15 protein-coding genes and 1 tRNA gene are annotated in these 15153 nt (G+C 68.0%); 6 read left to right on the top strand and 10 right to left on the bottom strand.

The window, feature by feature from the left end; all coding sequences use genetic code 11:
- Positions 1-50 precede the first annotated feature (50 nt).
- From E3O57_RS12475 to E3O57_RS12465, 3 genes are read right to left on the bottom strand one after another with little or no spacing between them, the layout of a single operon-like run.
- The gene (locus E3O57_RS12475; protein ID WP_103480168.1) at positions 51-986 is read right to left on the bottom strand and encodes a type II secretion system F family protein; all 936 of its coding nucleotides are present in this window, start codon (positions 984-986) and stop codon (positions 51-53) included.
- Positions 983-1843 carry a type II secretion system F family protein gene (locus tag E3O57_RS12470; RefSeq protein ID WP_088455567.1) on the bottom strand — a complete coding sequence of 287 codons (861 nt, stop codon included), beginning with the start codon at positions 1841-1843 and terminating at the stop codon, positions 983-985. Before E3O57_RS12470 ends, E3O57_RS12475 begins: the two co-directional genes overlap by 4 nt.
- A complete protein-coding gene (locus E3O57_RS12465) occupies positions 1840-3072 on the bottom strand; it encodes a CpaF family protein (protein WP_103480169.1) in 1233 nt (410 codons plus the stop codon). The genes E3O57_RS12470 and E3O57_RS12465 overlap by 4 nt, the downstream gene beginning before the upstream one ends.
- A gap of 119 nt (positions 3073-3191) precedes the next feature.
- Between E3O57_RS12465 and E3O57_RS12460 the strand changes: the two genes are divergently transcribed.
- The 4 genes from E3O57_RS12460 (at position 3192) to E3O57_RS12445 (ending at position 5591) form a co-directional block, all read left to right on the top strand.
- Positions 3192-3273, top strand: a tRNA-Leu gene (locus E3O57_RS12460).
- Between the two features lie 132 nt (positions 3274-3405).
- Positions 3406-4068 carry a heme oxygenase (biliverdin-producing) gene (locus tag E3O57_RS12455; RefSeq protein ID WP_165788009.1) on the top strand — a complete coding sequence of 221 codons (663 nt, stop codon included), beginning with the start codon at positions 3406-3408 and terminating at the stop codon, positions 4066-4068.
- A gap of 3 nt (positions 4069-4071) precedes the next feature.
- Complete coding sequence (locus tag E3O57_RS12450) at positions 4072-4749, top strand: DedA family protein (protein ID WP_174776258.1); 678 nt, start codon at positions 4072-4074, stop codon at positions 4747-4749.
- A 107-nt stretch (positions 4750-4856) separates the two neighbouring features.
- Positions 4857-5591: a DedA family protein gene (locus E3O57_RS12445; protein ID WP_088455550.1), complete on the top strand. Its 735-nt coding sequence runs from the start codon at positions 4857-4859 to the stop codon at positions 5589-5591.
- Positions 5592-5621: 30 nt separating this feature from the next.
- Here E3O57_RS12445 and E3O57_RS12440 read toward each other — a convergent pair whose 3' ends face one another.
- The 4 genes from E3O57_RS12440 to murI all read right to left on the bottom strand — a co-directional run bounded on the left by E3O57_RS12440 (position 5622) and on the right by murI (position 8820).
- Positions 5622-6542: a cation diffusion facilitator family transporter gene (locus tag E3O57_RS12440; RefSeq protein ID WP_103459567.1), complete on the bottom strand. Its 921-nt coding sequence runs from the start codon at positions 6540-6542 to the stop codon at positions 5622-5624.
- A gap of 67 nt (positions 6543-6609) precedes the next feature.
- A complete protein-coding gene (gene rdgB / locus E3O57_RS12435; protein WP_103459568.1) occupies positions 6610-7200 on the bottom strand; it encodes an RdgB/HAM1 family non-canonical purine NTP pyrophosphatase in 591 nt (196 codons plus the stop codon).
- 1 nt (position 7201) lies between these two features.
- Positions 7202-7936, bottom strand: a complete 735-nt coding sequence (gene rph / locus E3O57_RS12430; protein ID WP_088455547.1) for a ribonuclease PH — start codon at positions 7934-7936, stop codon at positions 7202-7204.
- Positions 7933-8820 carry a glutamate racemase gene (murI, locus tag E3O57_RS12425; RefSeq protein WP_103432628.1) on the bottom strand — a complete coding sequence of 296 codons (888 nt, stop codon included), beginning with the start codon at positions 8818-8820 and terminating at the stop codon, positions 7933-7935. The genes rph and murI overlap by 4 nt, the downstream gene beginning before the upstream one ends.
- A gap of 109 nt (positions 8821-8929) precedes the next feature.
- Here murI and E3O57_RS12420 point away from each other — a divergent pair, with 109 nt between their 5' ends.
- Together E3O57_RS12420 and E3O57_RS12415 are read left to right on the top strand one after the other, a co-directional pair.
- Positions 8930-10231 (top strand): beta-ketoacyl synthase, encoded by a 1302-nt coding sequence (locus E3O57_RS12420; protein ID WP_198414981.1) that lies wholly within the window; start codon positions 8930-8932, stop codon positions 10229-10231.
- A gap of 145 nt (positions 10232-10376) precedes the next feature.
- Positions 10377-11714 carry a nicotinate phosphoribosyltransferase gene (locus tag E3O57_RS12415; protein ID WP_103480171.1) on the top strand — a complete coding sequence of 446 codons (1338 nt, stop codon included), beginning with the start codon at positions 10377-10379 and terminating at the stop codon, positions 11712-11714.
- 32 nt (positions 11715-11746) lie between these two features.
- Here the strand turns inward: E3O57_RS12415 and E3O57_RS12410 are convergent, their stop codons facing one another.
- The 3 genes from E3O57_RS12410 to E3O57_RS12400 are packed head-to-tail and all read right to left on the bottom strand — an operon-like array spanning position 11747 to position 14415.
- Positions 11747-12043, bottom strand: a complete 297-nt coding sequence (locus E3O57_RS12410; protein ID WP_088455545.1) for a DUF3039 domain-containing protein — start codon at positions 12041-12043, stop codon at positions 11747-11749.
- An 18-nt stretch (positions 12044-12061) separates the two neighbouring features.
- Positions 12062-13636 (bottom strand): hypothetical protein, encoded by a 1575-nt coding sequence (locus tag E3O57_RS12405; protein ID WP_174776342.1) that lies wholly within the window; start codon positions 13634-13636, stop codon positions 12062-12064.
- The gene (locus tag E3O57_RS12400) at positions 13612-14415 is read right to left on the bottom strand and encodes an ABC transporter ATP-binding protein (RefSeq protein ID WP_134480754.1); all 804 of its coding nucleotides are present in this window, start codon (positions 14413-14415) and stop codon (positions 13612-13614) included. The genes E3O57_RS12405 and E3O57_RS12400 overlap by 25 nt, the downstream gene beginning before the upstream one ends.
- Positions 14416-15153: the final 738 nt, after the last annotated feature.

Raw genomic sequence — 15153 nt, 5'->3', positions numbered from 1 at the left:
GCACGGATGGAGCGGGGCGATGCAGCTGGAACGGTGTCGGTCGGAGACGTCTAGAAACCGGCCTGCAGCACGAACAAGCCGGGAAAAATCGCAAAAAGTATGGTCATCGGCAGGATCAGGAACACCAGCGGCACCATCATCGCCACCTCTTTTTTGCCCGCCGCCTCGAGCAGATGCCGTTTGGATTCCTCCCGGCCGTCCTGAGCCTGGGCCCGCAGCACGTCGGCGAGCGGAGAGCCGCGGTCGATCGCTCCGACGACCTGGTCCACGAACCGGGTCAGTGACATGAGACGCATCCGGGTGGACAGCTCGGTCAGCGCCGTGCTGAGCGAAACTCCGGCGTGAACGTCACCGATCACCCCGGCGAACTCGCGGGACAACTCCCCCGAGGTACTGCGGGAAACGCGGCGCAGAGCATCGAGGATGCCCTCACCGGCCGCGAGGGACAGGGTGAGGAACTCCAAGATGGTGGGCAGCTCGCTGTCGATCCGGGCCAGGCGTGCCGTCGCCGCCCGTTTCAACAGGGTGTCCCGCAGCAGCACCCCCGCTCCGGCCGCGACGACGGGCGCCGCGACCTGCACGATCAGCGGCCAGCTGCGGCCCGGCGGCGTGCCGAGTGCGAACAGCAGTGCGCCGGCGGCGCCGATCAGCGCCCACGCCAGTTGCTCGGACCGGAAGGCGTCGACGGTTCGGGAGGAGCCCGACTGCGCAAGACGACGCTCGATGATGTCGGCGCCGCCGAGCGCATTGGCAAGGGCCTGCGCGAGGGTCTCGAACACCGGCGAGAACAGGGTGCCCAGCACCGGGATCGGGTCGACAGAGCGGCGGCCCACGAAGACCCGTGCCTCGGCCGACACGTCGAGCAGGTAGGGCGCCAACCGGTTCGCGAGCCGGGGCCGGCTCAGCCGCGGGGTGAGGCTCACCAGCGACCAGAGTCCGATACCGAGCACCGACCCGAAGAAGGCACCCCAGGCGAGCGCCGTCATTGGAACCACCGGCGTTCTTCGGGCAGCCGCCCCACGATGAGCATCACCCGGTAGGCCAGCACCGAGACGGTGAGACCGCCCAGGATGACGACGGTTCCGGCCGGGGTGTTGAAGGCCTGGGCCGCCTCCGGTCGGCTGCTGATCAGCACTAGAACAATCCACGGTGCGGCCACGCCCAGCCGGGCGGCGTTCACCACCCAGGATTGTTTGGCCTCGACCTCGGCGCGCACCGCGGCATCCTGCCGCAACCAGCTCGACAGGCTCCGAAGCACCACGGTGAGGTCGCTGCCGCCCACGTCCCGTGCCATCCGCAACGTCTCGATTAATCGGTCGGCGAACGGGTCGGCGAGGGAGGCCTTGAGGGTGTCGGCGCTGTAGCCGAAGTTGCCGGTGGCCCGGTACTCCCGCTCGAACTCGGCGAACGCCGTGCGGGTGACCACCGGCCCGGCCTGCGCCAGGCTGCTCACGGCATCGGGTAGGGCCAGCCCCGACCGCACGGCAGAGACCAGGTGGTCGACCACATCGGGCCAGACCGTGCGGTTCAGCCGCCGCCTGGCCCTGGCCCGCCACAGCACGATGAGGGAGGGCAACACCAGCCAGACCACACCGACGACCAGGGTGAGCGCTCGCACACCAAGCACCGCCTCGGCGAGCGCGGCGGAAGCCACCGCGAGCACCGCAGACAGCGCGGCGAACACCGGCACCGGCACCGACCCGAAGCCGGCCTGCGCGAGCCGGGCCCGCCAGCCCGACACCAGCCGGCCGCTGCGGGACGCACCATCGGTGGCCGGCCAGAGCAGCGGTGAGCTCAGCAGAAGCAGCCCGGCCCCGAGCAGGCTGCCCAGAACCAGGGTCATGCCGCTCCCCTCCGCAGCACCTCGGCCGGGTCGAGACCGGCGGCCCGGAACTTGGCGAGCTTGGTGGGGAATCCGCCGGTGTGTTCCAGCACCCCGTTCTTCATGAGGAACAGCGGGCTTGCTTCGATGGCCGAGCCGGTCAGCTGACCGCTCGGTGCGATGATCTCGGTTACCCGGCGGCGCCCGTGCCGGTCCATCTCACAGTGCAGCACGATGTCGATACAGCCTGCCACGGTGGGCAGCACAAACGAGGAGTCGATGTTGCGCCCGGCCAGCAATGGCAGGGTCGACAGCTTCGCGAGGGCGTCCCTGGCGCTGTTGGCGTGGATCGAGCACATGCCGGGTAACCCGCTGTTCAGCGCGATGAGCAGGTCCAGGCTCTCCGCCTCACGCACCTCACCCACAACGAGCCTGTCCGGCCGCATCCGCAGTGATTCCTTGATCAGCCGGCGCAGGGTGATCTCGCCCGCGCCCTCCAGACTGGGCTGCCGGCACTGCATGGCCACGACATCACGCGCGCCGACGCTCAGTTCAAAGGTCTCCTCCACCGTGATGATGCGTTCGGTGCGACGCGTGGCCGACAGAAGCGCGTTGAGCATGGTGGTCTTTCCGGTCTGGGTGGCCCCGGAGACGAGGATGTTCTGCCCGCCACGCACGCACACCCGCATGAACTCCGCGGCCGGCTGGGTGAGCGCGCCCAGCGCCACGAGCTGGGTGAGGTCCCGGATGCGCCGGGTGAACTTGCGGATGTTGACCGACCAGTATCGCTGGGTGATGTCAGGGATCACCACGTGCAGTCTGGAGCCGTCGGGCAAGGACGCATCCACGAACGGCGAGGACAGGTCGACCCGTCGGCCGGACGCCTGCAACATCCGCTCGACCAGGTCGCGCACCTCCCGCTCGGTGAGCACCATCGGGGTCAGCTCTGGCACACCGTCACGGGCGACGAAAACCCGGCTGGGCGAGTTGATCCAGATCTCTTCGATGTCGGGGTCGTCGAGGAACGGTTGCAGGGCACCGAACCCGGTGAGCGCGGCGACCACCTCTCTGCTGGCCTGGAACTCATCGGTGAGCAAAGGCAGTGATCCGCCGAGGGCCCGTTCGCTGTACCGGCGCACCTCGTCGCGCACGTATTGGTCGGCGAGGGCGTCGTCGGCGGCCAGGTCGACGCCGTCGCGGCGCACGCGCAGCCGCACCTGCTCGGTGATGATGCGCACGGCCTCGGTCATGAAGGAATCCTGCTTTACAACCGGGCACGCGCGTGCGAGTTATCCACAGCCTGACCGGACGGGTGACCGTTCCACCACTCCGGCGCAGAACCAGGGCACTCTAGACTGGAGCCTCACTCGCGGGAGTGGTGAAATTGGTATACACGCAGGTTTTAGGTACCTGTGCTTTCGAGCGTGAGGGTTCAAGTCCCTTCTCCCGCACCGACGGGCTCCGGCTGTCGGCACTCAGATGCCGTCCGGCTCCGCTGTAACCGAGAATTCTCTTCGATGCTGGCCACCCTGAATTCGCTGTGGTTAGGATTGCCTTACTCGTCTCCCAGCAGATCGGTTCTCATGACCGCGACCCCCAGCTCTCCACAGCGCCCCCAGGACCAGCAGCAGAATCTGGCCGACTACCTTCGCGCCAGCTCGAGCACTCAGCACCGCGATACCGAAACGCGGTCCTTCATCACCGAACTGATGAGCGGTGCGCTCTCGCTCGCGGACTACACCCGGTACCTCGGGCAGTACGCCTGGGTCTATGAGGCTCTCGAGCAGCTCGTCGACCGGGTGTCCCAGGTCGACCGCATCGACGTCTTCGACCCCGCCCTCGACCGGCTGCCCGCCATCGAAAGCGACCTCGCCGCGCTGGGCGTCGACGACTGGCGCCGCGAGCATCCGCCGCTGCCGGCGACGACCGAGTACATCGCCCACTTGCAGTCCCTCACCAGTGCCGACAGGGTGCGCTGCCTGGCCCACCATTACACCCGCTACCTCGGTGACCTGTCGGGCGGCCAGGCCATCGCGGCTCTGGTGGCCCGGTACTACGGTGCCGCGCCCGAACAGCTGGGCTTCTACAGGTTCGATGCGATCAACAACATCGTGCAATACAAGCGTGCCTACCGCGATCGGCTGAATGCCATGTCGCTTGCACCGGCCGAGGTGAACGCCCTCGTCGCGGAGGTCGATGCCGCGTTCACCTACAACGGCGCCGTTTTCGACGGGTTGGCGCGCTAGCCGATGGTCCGCGCCGCGGCCCTGGACGGCCAGCTCAGCGACTTCCTCTCCAGCGCGGGAGTCGTGGTGTTCTACCTGCTCGTCTGGGCCCTCGTGTTCGCTGGCACTGCCCTGTTCCTGGGGGTGTTCATCCCGTTCGTCACCGGTGACTCGCTCCTGTTCGGCGCCGGCCTGGTGGCAGCGTCCACGACCAACCTGAACATCGTGGTGCTCGCCGTCGGCGTCGGGATCGCCGCGTTCCTCGGCGACCAGGTGGGCTTCCTGCTCGGTCGACGATACGGTCGCGGCTACCTCGACAAACGCGGTGGCCGGCGCACCCAATTGGCAATTGTGAAGACCGAGTCCTTCTACCTCAAGTACGGCTGGTGGGCGGTGGTCGTGGCCCGTTTCATGCCGTGGGCACGGGTTTTCGTTCCCGTCGTTGCCGGAGTCGGCCGCATGAACTACTACAAATTCCTCTCCAGCAACATCGTCGGAGCCCTGGCTTGGGGTGTGGGCATCACCCTGACGGGCTATTACGCCGCAGCGATCCCCGGAGTGAAGAGCGCGGCCTACATCATCGCGGGCTTCTTCATCACGGCGTCGATAGTTTTCGGCCTGCGCACCTGGTTCGCCGATCGTGCCCAGATGCGCCTCGACGCCCGCACGAGCACCGGATCTCACAACACATTGGGGGGTTAGCCCACCCCTTCATCAGGCCTTCAGATGCCAGAACGCGCTAACCTGTAGCGACGCAAGCGATCACCGCCGACTGGCCGATCTAGCCGCCGACGACTGGAGTTTTCTTCGTGATTAACACAGCACTCATCCCCTGGCTCGACCCCGAGATCCTCATCAACGGATTCGGACCCTGGGCGCTGCTTGGTGTGTGCGCGATCGTCTTCGCCGAGACCGGCCTGCTGATCGGGTTCCTGCTCCCCGGTGACACCCTGCTCGTTATCACCGGCCTGTTCGTCTTCTTCGACATCATCACCATCGACATCTGGTGGGTGGCCCTGGCCATCGGTGCTGCCGCCTTCGTCGGCGGCGAGGTGGGCTACCTGATCGGCCACAGGCTCGGCCCGCGGGTGTTCGAGCGCAAGGAATCGGGCCTGTTCAGCGTCAAGAACGTGCAACGCACGAACGCCTTCTTCGTGCGCTTCGGCGGTTTCGCCGTGATCGCCGCCCGCTTCGTGCCGATCGTGCGCACCTTCGCCCCGGTCGCCGCGGGCGTCGGACACATGGACTACCGCAAGTACAGCCTGTACAACTTCATCGGCGCCATGATCTGGGGCGCCGGCCTCACCTTCTTCGGCTATTTCCTGGGCTACATCCCGCCGCTGGCCGACTTCGTGCGCAACTACATCGACCTGATCCTGCTGGGCGCCGTTGTGCTCACCCTGCTCCCCACGATCTACCACTACGTGCAGTCCACCGTGAAAGCCCGCCGCGAGGCCCGCTCCGGCGTGACCGTTGACCCGAAGAACCTGGTGCTCGATCCCGAGACCTTCAAGACCGACAACGACGGCAAGCACGAGGCCTGACCCCCTCCTCAGCGCGTGACGCTCAGAACGTCAGCGGTGCGAGTGGTGCTCGTGTTCGGCATCCGCCGCATGATCGGCCGGCTCGAGCTGAAACGTGGAGTGCTCGACGTCGAAGTGGTCGGACAGGCATCCGGACAGCTCGCGAAGCAGCGCGCCAGACCGTCCGGCCGCGAGCAGCTCGGGTTCGACGACGATGTGGGCGCTGAACACGTGTGACCCCGACGTGATCGCCCACACGTGCACGTCGTGCACGGCCACGACGCCGGCGGTGCCCTCGAGATGCTCCCGGATCGCCCGCACATCGGTATCCGCCGGCACCGACTCGCTGAACACCCGCACCACGTCGCGCAGCAGACCGAAGGCCCGCGGAATGATCATCGCGGCGATCACCAGTGAGGCGATGGCGTCCGCCTGCGCGAAACCGGTCAGCAGGATGACGACGGCCGCCGCGATCACGGCTACCGATCCCAGCGCATCGCCGAGCACCTCGAGGTAGGCGCCGCGCATGTTGATCGACCCGGCCGCGGCCGGACGCAACAGCAGGATCCCGACGATGTTGGCCAGCAGGCCGACCACGGCCACCACGAGCATCGGGCCGGCCAGAACCTCGGCGGTGGCGCCGGAGGTCAGCCGGTTGATGGCACCGACGACCACGAAGCCCGCCACCACGATCAGGATCAGGCCGTTGAGCAGCGCACCGAACACCTCGGCCCGCTGGTAGCCGAAGGTCTGCCGATCGGTGGCGGGGCGGGCCGCGACGACGGTAGCGGTGAGAGCGATGATCAGACCGGCCAGGTCGGAGAACATGTGGCCGGCATCGGCGAGCAACGCCAGCGAGCCGGTGAACCAGGCGCCGACGATTTCGACGACGAGGACCGCAGCGACCAGGCCGATCACGATCGACAGGCGTGAACGATTGCTCGTCGAAGCGGATGCGTGATCGTGGCCCATGCGTCAACGCTACGAGCCCGCCCGAGCGAAAGCCAGCCCGGCGGCTAGTTGGGAATGAGTGCCGTTCTCAGCTGGCCAGAAGCTCGGTGAGTACCGGCCCGAGGGCCGCGAAGGCGACTGCCCGGTGGCTCTCGGCGTTCTTCGCGTCGGCGGGCAGTTCGGCGGCCGATACGTCGTGTCCGTCCGGCTGGAAGATCGGGTCGTAGCCGAAGCCGCCGGCACCGGCCGGCTCCCGCAAGATACGACCCGGCCACTCCCCCGAGACAGCCCGTTCCACGCCGTTCGGCAGCGCCAGCGCGGCCACGCAGGTGAAGTGACCGGCCCGGTGTTCGTCGGTCATGTCGCTGAGCTGCCAGAGCAGCAGACGCAGATTCTCCTCGGAGTCCCGCGCCGGCCCGCCCCAGCGGGCAGAGAAGATGCCGGGTGCGCCGCCCAGCACATCGACGCAGATGCCGGAGTCATCCGCGATGGCGGGCAGGCCGGTGTGCGCGGCGGCGGCACGCGCCTTGATCAGCGCGTTCTCGGTGAACGTCGCGCCGTTCTCGACAGGCTCCGGCCCGTCGTAGGCCAGCACCTCCAGGTCCGGCAGCATGGGCGCGAGGATGCGGCGCAGCTCCTCGACCTTGTGGGCGTTGTGGGTGGCGAGAACGACGCGCATGTCAGCGGCCCAGCGTGGTCTTCTGCAGCTCGGTGAGCGTGATCGCCCCGCCGAGGGCCAGGTCGAGCAGGGAGTCGAGCTCGCTGCGGTCGAAGGGGGCGCCCTCGGCCGTGCCCTGCACCTCGATGAACTTGCCGCGACCGGTGACGACGACGTTCATGTCGGTCTCGGCGCGCACGTCCTCGGTGTAGGCGAGGTCGAGCATCGGCACGCCGGCGATGATGCCCACCGAGACGGCCGCGACACTGTCGGTGAGCGGCTGGGCCTTCTGGGCGATGAACTTCTTCTCACGGCCCCATTCAAGGGCGTCGGCCAGCGCCACGTAGGCGCCTGTGATGGCGGCGGTGCGGGTGCCGCCGTCGGCCTGCAGCACGTCACAGTCGATGACGATGGTGTTCTCGCCCAGCGCCTTCATGTCGACGACGGCGCGCAGGCTCCGACCGATCAGCCGGCTGATCTCGTGGGTGCGGCCACCGATACGGCCCTTGACCGACTCGCGGTCCATGCGGGAGTTCGTCGAGCGCGGCAGCATCGAGTATTCGGCGGTGACCCAGCCCTTGCCCTTGCCGGCCATCCAACGCGGCACGCCGTTGGTGAACGACGCGGTGGCGAGCACCTTGGTTCGACCGAAGGAGATCAGCGCGGATCCCTCGGCCTGGTCGCTCCAGCCGCGCTCGATGGTGACGGGGCGCAGCTGGTCGTTGGTGCGGCCATCGGCGCGCAGGATGTCGGTCACGGGTTCTCCTTGGAATGACGGGGGGTGAAGAGGCGGGATGGAGCGGTCGAGGCGGCCAGTCTGGTCACCTCGCTGAGACTGATGGTGCCGGTCGCGACGAGGTCCACGTGGGAGATCTCCGGGCCGAGTAGGCGGTGGGCGAGACGGAGGAAGTCGTCGGCGCTATCGCCGGTGGCCTCGTAGCGGTAGCTGGGCGGGGCGGCATCCACCCGTTCGAGGCCTTGGCCCACCAGCACCCTGTAAACGTCGTTGGCCGTCTCAGTGTGGCTGGAGACCAGCGTCACCGCGTCACCCATGACGTAGGAGATGACCCCGCGCAGGAACGGGTAGTGGGTGCAGCCGAGCACGAGCGTGTCCACGTCGGCGGCCTTGAGCGGTGCGAGGTATTCCTCGGCGACGCGCAACACTTCCGCGCCGGTGGTGACTCCGGATTCGACGAACTCCACGAAGCGCGGGCAGGCCTGCGAGAACAGCTGGATGTCGGTGGCCGCGGCGAACGCGTCGTTGTAGGCCCGAGAGTTCACGGTGCCCGCCGTACCGACCACGCCGACCCTCTTGTTGCGGGTGGTGCCCACCGCACGGCGCACCGCGGGCTGGATCACCTCGATCACCGGGACGCTGTAACGTTCCCTGGCATCCCGCAACACGGCCGCAGAAGCGGTGTTGCAGGCAATTACCAGCAACTTCACATCTTGGGACACCAGGTCGTCGAGAACCTCGAGTGCGTACTCGCGGACATCGGCGATCTTCTTCGGCCCGTAGGGCGAATGCGCGGTGTCGCCGATATACAGGATCGACTCGTTGGGCAGTTGGTCCTTGATGGCCCGGGCGACGGTAAGCCCGCCGACCCCGGAGTCGAAAATCCCAATCGGTGCATCAGTCACGTCGATCAAGCCTAGCCGGGTTCGGCCTTCGGCCACGCGGGACACCGCTATATGCCCAGAACCGCCCAACGTACGTGGGCCGGAATATAGCCGTAACTACACTCGGCATATGGGCCAGGCCAACCAGGCAGAGCCCGCACCGGAGACGTCCCTCGCGCCGTCTGAGGAGATGATCGTCATGAATGATCGAGTCGTAATCACCGGACTGGGCGCACTGACGCCCCTCGGTAATTCGTGGACCGAAACCTGGGACGGCCTGACCAACGGCCGCAGCGGTGTCGCCCGCATCACGCAGTTCGACGCCACCGACCTGCCCACCCAGATCGCCGGTGAGGTGAAGGACTTCGACCCGGCCACGCGGATGTCGATCAAGCAGGTCAAGCGGGCCTCGCGCGCCTCCCAGCTGGCGATCGCCGCGGCCCGCGAGGCAGTCGCGGACGCCGGCTTCGGGCCGTCGATGGAGGGTATCCACACCGGCGTCATCGTCAATAGCGCCGTGTCCGGCTACGCCGAGATCCAGGATGCCACCGAGCACGTCAACGCCGGTAGTGCCCGCCGCATCTCGCCCCGCTTCGTTCCGCAGTCGCTGATGAACATGGCCGCCTGCGAGATCGCCATCGACCTGGGCGTGCACGGCCCGGTGAACGCCAGCGCCCTGGCCTGCGCGAGTGGTGCCTATGCCCTCCTCGAGGCGCGCACCATGCTCGTCACCGGCGACGCCGACGTCGTGATCGCCGGCGGTGTCGAGGCCGCCATCACCCCGGTGATGTTCGCCGGGCTGAACGCCATGCACGCCGCATCCACCCACAACGACGAACCCACCGAGGCCAGCCGCCCGTTCGACGCCAACCGCAACGGCCTGGTCTTCGGCGAGGGCGCCGTGGTGTTCGTCATGGAGCTGCTCTCCCACGCCCGCGCCCGGGGTGCCCGCGTCTACGCCGAGGTGCTCGGTGGGGCGCTCACCAGCGACGGCTTCAGCATCGTGGCCCCCGACCCGTCGGGCACGTACGCCAGCCAGGCGATCACCCGCGCCCTGGACAAGAGCCGGCTCAACCCGGCCGACATCGACATGATCGTGGCCCACGGCACCTCCACCCAGGCCAACGACAAGGCGGAGACCCTCGCGATCCGAAATTCACTGCGCCACTTCGCGGACAAGATCTCGATCACCGCGCCGAAGTCGATGACCGGGCACATGATCGGCGCTGCCGGAGCCCTGTCCGCCCTGGTCGGCGCCCTGTCGATCAAGAACGGCATCGTTCCGCCCACGATCAACCTGCGCACCCCCGACCCGGACTGCACCCTGGATTACACGCCGCTCACCGCGCGCATCCAGCCCATCAAACACGCCCTCGTGAACGCGTTCGGCTTCGGCGGCCAGAACTGCATCGTCGCCTTCGGCGCCCTGTAGGCCCCAGCCGGGATCCGCGAGTTGCCGCAGACGGCCCCTTCAGTGCATCTGACGGGGCCGTTTGACGTATCTCGGCGAACGGGCGGCGGGAGGGTGTGCACCGGGCGTCCAGTCCGGGCAGTGCGGTGACGGCTAGGCTTCTCGCGTGACCGAGACTTCTGCCTTTCGAACCGACCGCTACGAACTCACCATGGTGGATGCCGCGATCCAGAGCGGCACCGCGAACCGGGAGTGCATGTTCGAGGCCTTCGCCCGGCGGCTGCCCGCGGGCCGACGCTACGGGATCGTGGCCGGCACCGGCCGTCTGCTCGACCTGATCCGTGATTTCAGGTTCGACGACGCTGAACTCGACTGGCTGCGCGCCAACAACGTGGTGCGCCCGCCCACCCTCGACTGGCTGGCGGACTACTCCTTCAGCGGCAACATCTGGGGATACCGCGAAGGCGACGCGTACTTCCCGGGCTCGCCACAGATACAGGTCGACGGCACCTTCGCCGAGTGCGTCGTGCTCGAGACCCTGATCCTCAGCGTGCTCAACTACGACAGCGCCGTGGCCAGCGCCGCCGCCCGCATGGTGTCGGTGAGCCTGGGCCGGCCGCTGGCCGAGATGGGATCCCGCCGCACGGGCGAACACTCCGCCGTGGCCGCGGCCCGCGCCGCGTACATCGCCGGGTTCGCCTCCACCAGCAACCTCGAAGCCGGCCGGAGCTGGGGCATCCCCACCATGGGCACCGCCGCGCATTCCTTCACCCTGCTGCACGACACCGAAGAGGACGCCTTTCGCGCCCAAGTGGATGCGTTCGGCGCGTCGACCACGCTGCTGGTTGACACCTACAACATCGAGCGCGGCATCGAACTGGCCGTCTCCGTGGCCGGCACCGGGCTGGGTTCGATCCGCATCGACTCCGGCGACCTTCCCACCGTCGCCGCCGCCGCGCGCGCCCAGCTGGACTCGCTCGGCGCCGTGAACACCCAGATCACCGTCACCAGCGATCTGGACGAGTACTCGATCGCGGCGCTGTCCGCGTCGCCGGTGGATGCGTTCGGGGTGGGTACCTCACTCGTGACAGGGTCCGGCGCACCGGCCGCCGGCATGGTCTACAAGCTGGTGGCACACAGGAACACCGCAGACGAGTGGGTTTCGGTGGCGAAAACCTCGGCCTCGAAGGCCTCGGTCGGCGGGCGCAAGAGCGCCGTACGACTCCTTGACGCGACAGGCACGGCGCGCGAAGAGGTCGTCATGGTGGCGGCGAATGGCCCGAAGGACGCACCGGTTGACGCCCACGAACCCCGCGCCGCCGGAGCCACGGAGCGGTCGTTGCTGGTGCCGCTCATGGAGGCCGGGGTTGTCGACGAACGCTACGTGGGCGCAGCCGGCACCCGGCTGGCCCGCGAGCAGAACGCCGCGGCCATGCGTGAGCTGCCGATCGATGCGTTCAGGCTCGGCCGCGGCGACGTCGTCATCCCGACGGTGTTCCGCTAGCGGGGTGTCGACAAGCTCTACCAACTAGCGGGTCAGTCCTGCTTCATCTTTTCGTAGATTGACTTGCAGGTCGGGCAGACCGGGAACTTCTCCGGGTCGCGGCCCGGCAGCCACTTCTTGCCACACAGCGCCTTGACCGGCTTGCCGGTCATCGCCGACTCGAGGATCTTGTCCTTCGGCACATAGTGCGAAAAGCGTTCGTGGTCACCGGGCTCGATCTGCTCCTGGTTGAGCAGTTCCTCGAGTTCACGATCGAGGGTGGATGTTCCGCCACCAATATCTGGGCCGCGGCCAGGCTCTGCGATGCTCGCGCGAATGTCGTGTGTCATGGAATCAAGTGTATGCAGCTACGCGCGCAATGCGGAGGAGAGCATTTCGGGACCACGGCGTTCGAAGGTCCGCGAACCCAGCCAGACCCCGCCGATCAGCATGACGAAGCCGATGCCGAGCCCCCAGTAGAGCGCCGGCAGGTTCCACAGCGGATCCACGAAGACACCCAGAACGGCGCACACGATGGCCGGCAGGGCCACCACGATGGACCCGACGAAGGTGAACGACTGGATGATCGCGGCGGCGGTATCCGACGATTGCGGCTGCGCGAACGGGCTGTCCCCCGGCTTGGTCGCCGGGTAGGGGAACCGGGCCGACGTGAAGCTGGAAAAGCCCAGCCCGGCGAGCAGGATGCAGGTGCTCACGCCGAGCAGACCGGGCAGCACCGCCCAGTCCCCGTGCACGCTGACGCTGACGGCCGAGCCCAGCCCGATCAACGGGATGCCCACGAAGAGCGCCGGAACGAGCCGGCCGACGCGGTCGGCCACTCCGCGCGGTCCGGAGACCACGTGCAGCCAGATGGCGGTGTGGTCATACGCGACGTCGTTGTGCAGCGTCCAGCCGAGGAAGACGCACATCAGAGGCACCGGAACGAGGACGAGGTATTCGAAGGGCATCCCCGCAAAGACGAGAGGCAGGATCACCAGGACCGGGACGATGGGGATCATGATCAGCGAGACCCAGTAGCGCGGGTCGCGGCCCCAGTAGGTGATGCTGCGCGCGGCGATCGCACCGATCGGGTTGTGCGGCATCCGGTCGAACCAGCCCAGGCCGACGTAGGCCTTGGCCTGAGCCTCGCGACCCGGCGTGATGAGCATCCGGGCCACCAGACCCTGCCAGGCGAGCCAGAGCAGGTACACGGTCGCGGCGGCGATGAGGAGCTTGAGGAAGGCGATCCCCCAGTCGCCGACAGCGGCGTCTCCCGGCACGGCCCACGCTGCGCCCAGCGGCGTCCAGCCGAGGATGCTCGCGAAACCGCCGAGCACGTCGAGCCCGTATTTGCTCCAGTCCACATTGACCAGCAGGACCACCACGGGGGTGATCATGACGATCAGCAGGATGCCGATGATGCCGGTGAACTCGCGGGCGCGGCGGGTGGACAGCAGGAATGCCGAGATGGACGTGCTCACCCGGGAGGCGAGCATGCAGGTCGCCAGAAGCAGCGCGGCCGCCAGGATGGCGAACAGGGTCTCCCCCACACCCCTGGACCAGGTCACGATGGTGCCCAGCAGCACCAGCGCGAGGGTGGTCGCCGGTACGCCGACGAGTGCGGATACGGCGAGGCCGAACGACAGCTGCTTGTTCGGGATGCCCAGGGTGGAGAATTTGCGCGGGTCCATGCTGTCGTCCACGCCGAAGACGAGCGGCACGAGGAAGAAGCCGAGCACCACCAGCGAGCCGGCCACGATGAGGCCCTCCCGAATGGCGCCGACGTCGTCGACGAACCGGAACGTGATGAGCATGGCCACCAGGGCCGCGGCGACGAGCAGCCCGTAGAGCAGGCCGAGCACCACTCCCACGACCTGCCAGGGGCTACGCCGGAACAGATTGGCGAGCAGCCTCAGTTTCAGTCCGAGAAATTGTGCAACCACTCCAGGCCCTCCGCAACCTTTCGTCCGCCGGCGAGGTCGACGAAGCGTTCTTCGAGTGACACGTTGCCGCGCACCTCGTCGATCGTTCCCGCGGCCAGCACCGAACCCTGCACAATGATCGCCACGTGGTCGCAGACCCTCTGGATGAGGTCCATACCGTGGCTGGAGAGAATCACCGTTCCGCCGGCAGCGACGTAGCGCTGCAGAATCTCGGTGACGTTCACGGCCGACACCGGGTCGACCGATTCGAACGGTTCGTCGAGCACCAGCACGCGCGGCGAGTGGATCATCGCGCAGGCCAGGGCGATCTTCTTGGTCATGCCCGCCGAGTAGTCGGCGACCAGACGGTTGAGAGCATCCTCAAGGCCGAACGCCGCGGCCAGGTCGGCGGACCGGGCCCGCACGGTTTCGCTCTCGAGGCCCCGCAGCACGCCGGAATAGTAGAGAAGCTGTGCACCGGTGAGCCTGTCGAACAGCCGCAGCCGGTCCGGGAGGACTCCAATGGTGCGCTTGGCGGCGATCGGGTCGGCCCACACGTCCACGCCGTGTACCTGGATCGAACCGGAGTCCGGCCGCAGCAGCCCGGTGATCATCGACAGCGTGGTGGTCTTACCCGCGCCGTTAGGGCCGACGATGCCGTAGAACGACCCGGCCCGAACTTCGAGGTTGACGTCGGCGACGGCCACGTTCTGGCCAAAGCTCTTGTTCAGCCCGCTGACCGCGATCTCCACGCGAGGGGACGCCCCGATGACGGCGGATGCGCCGGTGCGCGGGGCCATCGGCTTGCGCACTACCGGCGGGATGCGCTGCGCCGTGGCACCGACAACGGGTTCGGGGACCGCGGTGGCCTGGCCGGTGCGATCCGCGGCCGAGACGACGGGCACCGTAGTCCGAGCGGGTGCAACAGGGGCTTCGGGGCTCGCTGGTACCCCGGCTGCCACGGCATCCGTGCGCTCGGCAGCGCCGAGGTCGGTCGGAGACACGGCCTCGGTCTGCTTCGGAGCAAACCTGGGCAGCCGCCAGAACGGCCGCTTCGCGGGCTGGGCCGGCTCGGAGGCAGGGGCGCTCGTCGCAGGGATCACGGTGAGCACAACGGTGTCGTCGGACTCCGGGGAGGCCGGCATCGTCAAGACGACGGTCTCGTCGTCGGCGGAGAGCGCGGGGGCGACCGGCACGACCGGCAGCACCATGGTGGCGTCGGGCTCGGGTGCAGCGGGCGCGGCCGTGTCGGGCACTGAGGCGACGGGCGCTTTCGTTACGGGCTCTATAGTGACGGATTCCGCAGCGGCTGGTGCGTCCTCAACGGCAGCCGATCGTGCCGCAGCGGCGGCGGCAGCCGCGGTGGCGGCACGTGCAGACGCTGTGGCGGCGGTCCTGGCGGCGGCAGACTTCGCCGCGGCGGACTTGGTCGCTGCGGCGCGGGCCGCGCCGGCCTTGGTGGCCGATTCGGTCTTGGCGGCAGCGGCCTTGGCGGCAGCGGCCTTCGAAGCCGCGGTCCGGGCGCTGCTCGAGCGGGC

Origin of the sequence: Cryobacterium sp. TMN-39-2 (assembly GCF_004402745.1) — a bacterium.
Classification (GTDB): domain Bacteria; phylum Actinomycetota; class Actinomycetes; order Actinomycetales; family Microbacteriaceae; genus Cryobacterium; species Cryobacterium zongtaii.
Note: the sequence above shows the minus strand (reverse complement) of the source record. Positions and strands in the feature narration are given on the sequence as shown.